Origin of the sequence: Streptomyces sp. C (genome assembly GCF_000158895.1) — a bacterium.
GTDB classification, from domain to species: Bacteria; Actinomycetota; Actinomycetes; order Streptomycetales; family Streptomycetaceae; genus Streptomyces; species Streptomyces racemochromogenes.
Map to the genome: position 1 here is coordinate 5638027 of NZ_GG657750.1, position 7004 is coordinate 5645030.

The 7004-nt window shown below is 71.6% G+C and carries 4 protein-coding genes and 2 pseudogenes; 5 read left to right on the forward strand and 1 reads right to left on the reverse strand.

The window, feature by feature from the left end; all coding sequences use genetic code 11:
• The 3 genes and pseudogenes from SSNG_RS40235 to ftsH all read left to right on the forward strand — a co-directional run.
• Positions 1-278: pseudogene (locus tag SSNG_RS40235) on the forward strand (YibE/F family protein); the annotation flags it as partial.
• 152 nt (positions 279-430) lie between these two features.
• Entirely contained in the window at positions 431-2005 is a 1575-nt protein-coding gene (gene ffh, locus SSNG_RS25635; RefSeq protein WP_007266821.1) for a signal recognition particle protein, read from the forward strand.
• 153 nt (positions 2006-2158) lie between these two features.
• Positions 2159-4081, forward strand: coding sequence for an ATP-dependent zinc metalloprotease FtsH (gene ftsH / locus SSNG_RS25640; protein ID WP_007266822.1), 1923 nt, complete (start codon positions 2159-2161; stop codon positions 4079-4081).
• Between the two features lie 9 nt (positions 4082-4090).
• On the opposite strand, the gene SSNG_RS25645 is transcribed toward ftsH, so the two are convergent.
• Complete coding sequence (locus SSNG_RS25645) at positions 4091-4771, reverse strand: hypothetical protein (RefSeq protein WP_042801887.1); 681 nt, start codon at positions 4769-4771, stop codon at positions 4091-4093.
• A gap of 131 nt (positions 4772-4902) precedes the next feature.
• Here SSNG_RS25645 and proS point away from each other — a divergent pair, with 131 nt between their 5' ends.
• Positions 4903-6315 carry a proline--tRNA ligase gene (proS, locus tag SSNG_RS25650; protein WP_007266823.1) on the forward strand — a complete coding sequence of 471 codons (1413 nt, stop codon included), beginning with the start codon at positions 4903-4905 and terminating at the stop codon, positions 6313-6315.
• Between the two features lie 202 nt (positions 6316-6517).
• A pseudogene (locus tag SSNG_RS25655) lies at positions 6518-6964 on the forward strand (hypothetical protein); the annotation flags it as partial.
• Positions 6965-7004 lie beyond the last annotated feature (40 nt).

Sequence of the window (7004 nt, forward strand, 5' to 3'; positions counted from 1 at the left end):
TGGCCGGCATCTTCGCCGTCGCGGTCGTCGTGGTGGGCCGGATGCGCGGCCTCTTCGCCCTCATCGCACTCGTCGTCAGCTTCGGCGTCCTGACGCTCTTCATCCTCCCGGCGATCCTGCAGGGATCGAACCCGCTGCTCGTCGCGGTCATCGGCGCCAGCGCGATCATGCTGATCGCCCTCTACATGTGCCACGGGCTGACCGCGCGGACCTCGGTGGCCGTCCTCGGCACGCTGGTCTCGCTCCTGCTGATCGGGCTGCTGGGCTCGCAGTTCATCGAAGGGCGGGTAGGAGACCCAACCCCGCGCAGCGGGACAGCCGCAGCACCCGGCGGAGAGGCGGGCCCGGCGACCCCGCCCCCGGAAGGAGGAACGGGCGGATACCCTGGGGGGCGACCATCACGCCCCCGACCCGAGGAATCGCGACCACCGTGTTCGATACGCTTTCCGACCGCCTCAGCGCGACCTTCAAGTCCCTCCGGGGCAAAGGCCGCCTCTCCGAGCAGGACATCGACGCTGCGGCGCGGGAAATCCGTATCGCCCTCCTCGAGGCCGACGTCGCCCTCCCCGTCGTCCGCTCCTTCATCTCGAACGTCAAGGAGCGGGCCCGCGGCGCGGAGGTCAGCAAGGCGCTGAACCCCGGCCAGCAGGTCCTGAAGATCGTCAACGACGAGCTCGTCGCCATCCTCGGCGGCGAGACCCGCCGGCTGCGCTTCGCCAAGACCGCGCCCACCGTGATCATGCTGGCCGGTCTCCAGGGCGCCGGTAAGACCACCCTCGCCGGAAAGCTCGGCTTCTGGCTGAAGGGGCAGGGCCACACCCCGCTCCTGGTCGCCTGCGACCTCCAGCGCCCCAACGCCGTCAACCAGCTCAGCGTCGTCGCCGAGCGCGCCGGCGTCGCGGTCTACGCGCCCCAGCCCGGCAACGGCGTCGGCGACCCGGTCCAGGTGGCCAAGGACTCCGTCGAGTACGCCCGTGCCAAGCAGCACGACATCGTCATCGTCGACACCGCCGGCCGCCTCGGCATCGACCAGGAGCTGATGCAGCAGGCCGCGGACATCCGCGACGCCGTCAGCCCCGACGAGATCCTCTTCGTCGTCGACGCCATGATCGGCCAGGACGCGGTCAACACCGCCGAGGCCTTCCGCGACGGCGTCGGCTTCGACGGCGTGGTGCTGTCCAAGCTCGACGGCGACGCCCGCGGCGGTGCCGCGCTCTCCATCGCGCACGTCACCGGCAAGCAGATCATGTTCGCCTCGAACGGCGAGAAGCTCGACGACTTCGACGCCTTCCACCCCGACCGCATGGCGGGCCGGATCCTCGACATGGGTGACATGCTCACCCTCATCGAGCAGGCCGAGAAGACCTTCTCGCAGGCCGAGGCCGAGAAGATGGCGGCCAAGCTCGCCAAGGGCCCCAAGGAGTTCACGCTCGACGACTTCCTGGCCCAGATGGAGCAGGTCCGCAAGATGGGCTCCATCTCCAAGCTCCTCGGCATGCTGCCGGGCATGGGGCAGATCAAGGACCAGATCAACAACATCGACGAGCGCGACGTGGACCGCACCGCCGCGATCATCAAGTCGATGACCCCGGCCGAGCGCCAGGACCCGCACATCATCAACGGCTCGCGCCGCGCCCGTATCGCCAAGGGTTCCGGCACCGAGGTCAGCGCCGTGAAGTCGCTGGTCGAGCGCTTCTTCGAGGCCCGCAAGATGATGTCGCGCATGGCCCAGGGCGGCGGCATGCCGGGCATGCCCGGCATCCCGGGCATGGGCGGCGGCCCCGGCCGGCAGAAGAAGCAGGTCAAGCAGGCCAAGGGCAAGCGCAAGAGCGGCAACCCGATGAAGCGCAAGGAAGAGGAGGCCGCGGCAGCGGCCCGCCGCGAGCAGGGCGCGCAGTCCGACGCTCCGGTCGCGGGCGGCAACCCGTTCGGGCTCCCCGCCGGAGGCGGCCAGCCGGGTCAGGACTTCGACCTGCCGGACGAGTTCAAGAAGTTCATGAAGTAGCAGGGCGGCAGGCCGCCGCGGCAGGGCCCCGGGTGCGTCACGCGCCCGGGGCCCTGCCGCATCTGCGGGGGCAGTGGGTTGATTTGTCGCTTATGGTCGGCCGGGAGGACGGCATGACGGCAACACGGCATGACGGCATAAGGAGGCGCCCACGTGCCCAGCCCCACCCCCGTACCGCCGCGCGACCGGGCCGACACCCCCTGGCGCTCGGAGGGCGCCCCGCCCGCCCCGCCCGCCAAGCGCAAGCTCCCCGGCGGTGGCTGGCGCGGACTGGTCCTCGCCGCCCTGATCGTCTTCCTGCTGACCAACCTCGTGCTGTCCTTCTTCAACGAGGGCGACGAGCCGACGATCTCCTACACGGAGTTCAGCAAGCAGGTCTCCGACGGGAACGTCTCCAAGATCTACTCCAAGGGCGACGCCATCCAGGGCCAGCTCAAGAACAAGCAGCCCGTCCCCGGCGGCAAGGGCGACTACACCAAGTTCGTCACCCAGCGCCCCGCCTTCGCCGACGACCAGCTGTGGTCCAACCTCACGGCCAAGGGCGTCACCGTCACCGCCTCCCCGGTGGTCGAACAGCGCAGCTTCCTGGCCAACCTGCTGATCTCCCTCGCCCCGATGCTGCTCCTCGTCGGCCTGTGGCTGCTCATCGCCCGCCGGATGGGCTCGGCCATGGGCGGGATGGGCGCGCTCGGCCGCAAGGGCCCGCCCAAGCCCGTGGAACTGGAAGCGGGCACCCCGCGCACCACCTTCGACGACGTCGCCGGCATCGACGAGGTCGAGGGCGAGCTGAACGACGTCGTCGACTTCCTCAAGAACCCCCAGCAGTACCGCGACATGGGCGCCCGGATGCCCGGCGGCGTCCTGCTCGCCGGTCCTCCCGGCACCGGCAAGACCCTGCTCGCGCGGGCCGTCGCGGGCGAGGCGGGGGTGCCGTTCTTCTCCGCGTCCGCCTCCGAGTTCATCGAGATGATCGTCGGCGTCGGCGCCTCCCGGGTCAGGGAGCTCTTCGCCGAGGCCCGCAAGGTGGCCCCCGCGATCGTGTTCATCGACGAGATCGACACCATCGGCCGGGTGCGCGGCGGCGGCGCGGGCCTCGGCGGCCACGACGAGCGCGAGCAGACCCTCAACCAGATCCTCACCGAGATGGACGGCTTCTCCGGCTCCGAGGGCGTCGTCGTCCTCGCCGCCACCAACCGGGCGGACGTCCTCGACCCCGCCCTGACCCGCCCCGGCCGCTTCGACCGCACCGTCGTGGTCTCCCCGCCCGACCGGGACGGCCGCGAGGCCATCCTGCGCATCCACACCCGCGACATCCCGCTCGCCGCCGGCGTCGACCTCGCCCAGGTCGCCCGGACCACCCCCGGCATGACCGGGGCCGAACTCGCCAACCTCGCCAACGAGGCCGCCCTGCTCGCCGTCAAGCGCAAGCAGCGCCAGGTCACCCAGGCGGACCTCTCCGACGCCCTGGAGAAGGTCCAGCTCGGCGCGGAACGCCCCCTGGTGATGCCGCTGGAGGAGCGCCGCCGCACCGCCTACCACGAGAGCGGCCACGCCCTGCTGGGCATGCTCCAGCCGGGCGCCGACCCCGTACGCAAGATCACCATCGTGCCCCGCGGCCGGGCGCTCGGCGTCACCCTCTCCACGCCCGACGCGGACCGGTACGCGTACACGGAGGAGTACCTCCGGGGCCGCATCATCGGCGCGCTCGGCGGCATGGCGGCCGAGCAGACCGTCTACGACGTGATCACCACCGGCGCCGAGAACGACCTCGAACAGGTCACCAACATCGCCCGCGGCATGGTCGCCCGCTGGGGCATGAGCGAGCGCGTCGGCAAGCTCACCGCCGTCCCCTCCGACGGGCAGGGCCCGTACGGGCTGGCCGCCGCCCCCACCACCCTCGACGCCGTGGACCACGAGATGCGGCGGATCGTCGACGAGTGCTACGAGGAGGCCCGCCGCCTGCTGCGCGAGCACCGGCCGAAGCTCGACGCCCTCGCCGAGGCCCTCCTGGCGGCCGAGACCCTGGACGAGCAGGCGGCTTACCAGGCGGCCGGCATCCCCCGGCTCGCCAAATAAGCCGCCCCGTTAGGCCACCCGGGCGACGACGTACCGGAAGATGTTCGGCAGCCAGACGGCGCCGTCGGTCCGCTCGTACGGGTGAAGCGCCTCCGACAGCTCCTTCTCCGCCTGGGCGGGGTCCCCCGCGGCGGGGTACAGCCCCGTCGACAGCAGGCCCCGTACGGCGCTGTCCACGTCCGCGTACCCGAACGGGCAGAACACCCGCCCCGACCCGTCGGGCACCAGCCCCGCCCGCGCCGCGAGCGCGTCCAGGTCCAGGGCCGCCGGGCCGCCGCCCAGCACCGCCGGCACCGTGCAGCGCTCCGGCGGACCCCAGCCGGCCAGCACCACCGCGCCGCCCCGCCGGACCGCCGGGAGGGCCGCGGCCAGGGCGTCCGGGGAGGGCGCGAAGGCGAGCAGCACGTCATAGGGGCGCGCGGCGGGCACCGGGGGAGCCGCCACCACCTCCAGCAGCCGTTCCCGGGCCAGCGCCCGGCGGGCCGGATCCGCCTCCACGCCGGTGGCGGCGGCACCCCGCCCGCCGGCCAGCAGCAGGGCCAGCCCGGCCCCGCAGTCGAGGCCCAGCAGCCGGTCACCCGGCCCGATCTCCAGCCGGTCGTAGACCGCTTCGTACAGCGGTACCAGCATCCGTTCCTGGATCTCCGCCCAGTCCCGGGCGACGAGCGTGGCCGTCGGCGTCGGTGTCATCGAAAGAGCGCTCCTGATTCCGTCTCGCCCCCTTGCCCCCGTTGCCAGGGAACTCCCCATTCGCCCCCGCGTCCAGAGGAGCGCGCCACCCGATTCACGCTCGACCCGCCCGGCGCCGTACCATTCGCGCCATGGCAAAGGCACCCGTTCTCACCCCGCAGGCGGAGGATTTCCCCCGCTGGTACCAGGATCTGATCAACAAGGCCGAGCTGGCCGACAACGGTCCGGTCCGCGGCACCATGGTCATCCGCCCGTACGGCTACGGCCTGTGGGAGCGGATGCAGCAGGAGATGGACGCCCGCATCAAGGAGGCCGGCGCCCAGAACGCGTACTTCCCGCTCTTCATCCCGCAGTCCTACCTGACGAAGGAAGCCGAGCACGTCGAGGGCTTCGCCCCCGAGCTCGCGGTCGTCACCCACGGCGGCGGCAAGGAGCTGGAGGAGCCGGTCGTCGTCCGGCCCACGTCCGAGACGATCATCAACGACTACTTCTCCAAGTGGGTCCAGAGCTACCGGGACCTGCCGCTGCTGATCAACCAGTGGGCCAACGTGGTCCGCTGGGAGATGCGCCCCCGCGTCTTCCTCCGTACGAGCGAGTTCCTCTGGCAGGAGGGCCACACCGCCCACGCCACGTACGAGGACGCCCGCGACTACGCGGCCCGCATCCACCGTGACGTCTACGGCGACTTCATGACGAACGTGCTCGGCATCGACGTCGTGCTCGGCCGCAAGACCGCCAAGGAGCGCTTCGCCGGCGCCATCAACACCCTCACCCTCGAGGGCATGATGGGCGACGGCAAGGCCCTGCAGATGGGCACGAGCCACGAGCTCGGCACCAACTTCGCCAAGGCCTTCAACACCCAGTACCTGTCGAAGGAGGGCCAGCAGGAGCTGGTCTGGCAGACCTCGTGGGGCGTCTCGACCCGCATGGTCGGCGGTCTGATCATGTCCCACGGCGACGACAACGGCCTGCGGGTGCCGCCGCGCCTGGCCAACGTCCAGGTCGTCGTCATGGCGATCAAGGGCGACGAGGCCGTGGCCAAGGTCCGCGAGCTGGGCGACCGGCTCAAGGCCGCGGGCATCCGCGTCCACGTCGACGACCGCGTCGACACCCCCTTCGGCCGCCGCGCCGTGGACTGGGAGCTCAAGGGCGTACCGGTGCGCATCGAGATCGGCCCCCGCGACCTGGAGGCCGGCACCGCGATGCTGGCCCGCCGGATCCCGGGCGGGAAGACCCCGGTCCAGATCGACGCCCTCGTCGACCTGCTGCCCAAGGTCCTCGACGAGGACCAGGCGCAGCTGCTGCGCGAGTCCCGCGAGCGCCGCGAGGCCCGTACGAGCGACGTCGCCACCATCGAGGAGGCCGCCGAGGCCGCCATCGCGGGCGGCTGGGCGCGCATCCCGTGGGCCGACCTCGGCCCCGAGGGCGAGGCCAAGCTGGGCGAGCAGGCCGTCTCCGTGCGCTGCCTGGTGGCCGAGGACGGGTCGGTCCCGGTGGCCGACGACGCCCCCGGTACGCTCGCGATCGTCGCGCGCTCCTACTGATCTCCCCCGGCGCCCCTGGCGCGCGGCTCCGGCCGCGTGCCGGGGGCGTCGGTGTCGATAGCCCTCCTTACGTACCGACTCCTCCTGGGATATGCGCACCCGTCCTCGTCAGGACGCATCAGAGTGAACTGACTGGTACGTGCAAAAAATTTGGAATGGCCCGGAATCGGAACACCGGGGCACCCCGGCTCGTTGTCACGACGTGAGCACGACACCACCTGTTCTCGCCGCAGAGCTGGCGCAGGCGTGGGCCGACATTCAGCGGTACCACCCCGAGCTGCCTGACCTTGCCGCGCCCGAGTCCCTGATCGGAGAGTCCTCGTCCGCCTGTGGCGCCGAGCTCTCCTTCGAGCGACTGCTGCACGAGGCAGTCCACGGCATCGCCGCCGCCCGCGGAGTGCGTGACACCTCGCGCGCCGGCCGCTACCACAACCGCAGATTCCTCGCGATCGCCGAGGAGATGGGGCTGGACCACTCCGAGGAGCCGCATGCCAGCAGCGGGTTCTCCCTGGTCACCCTCAATCCCGAGGCCAAGAAGCGCTACCGCCCCACCATCGAGCGGCTCCAGCGCGCCCTCAAGGCGCACACGGCGGCGACCGCGGCCGACACCAAGCGCAGCTTCCGCGGTCCGGCCGCCCGGCACGGCTCATAGGGCGGCGGCGTACGCTTCTCGGTCTGCGACTGCGGTC

Excerpts from the sequence above, each read along its gene's own strand:
- SSNG_RS25645 (WP_042801887.1), bottom strand. The coding sequence starts at position 4,771 with ATGACACCGACGCCGACGGCCACGCTCGTCGCCCGGGACTGGGCGGAG.
- proS (WP_007266823.1), top strand. The coding sequence starts at position 4,903 with ATGGCAAAGGCACCCGTTCTCACCCCGCAGGCGGAGGATTTCCCCCGC.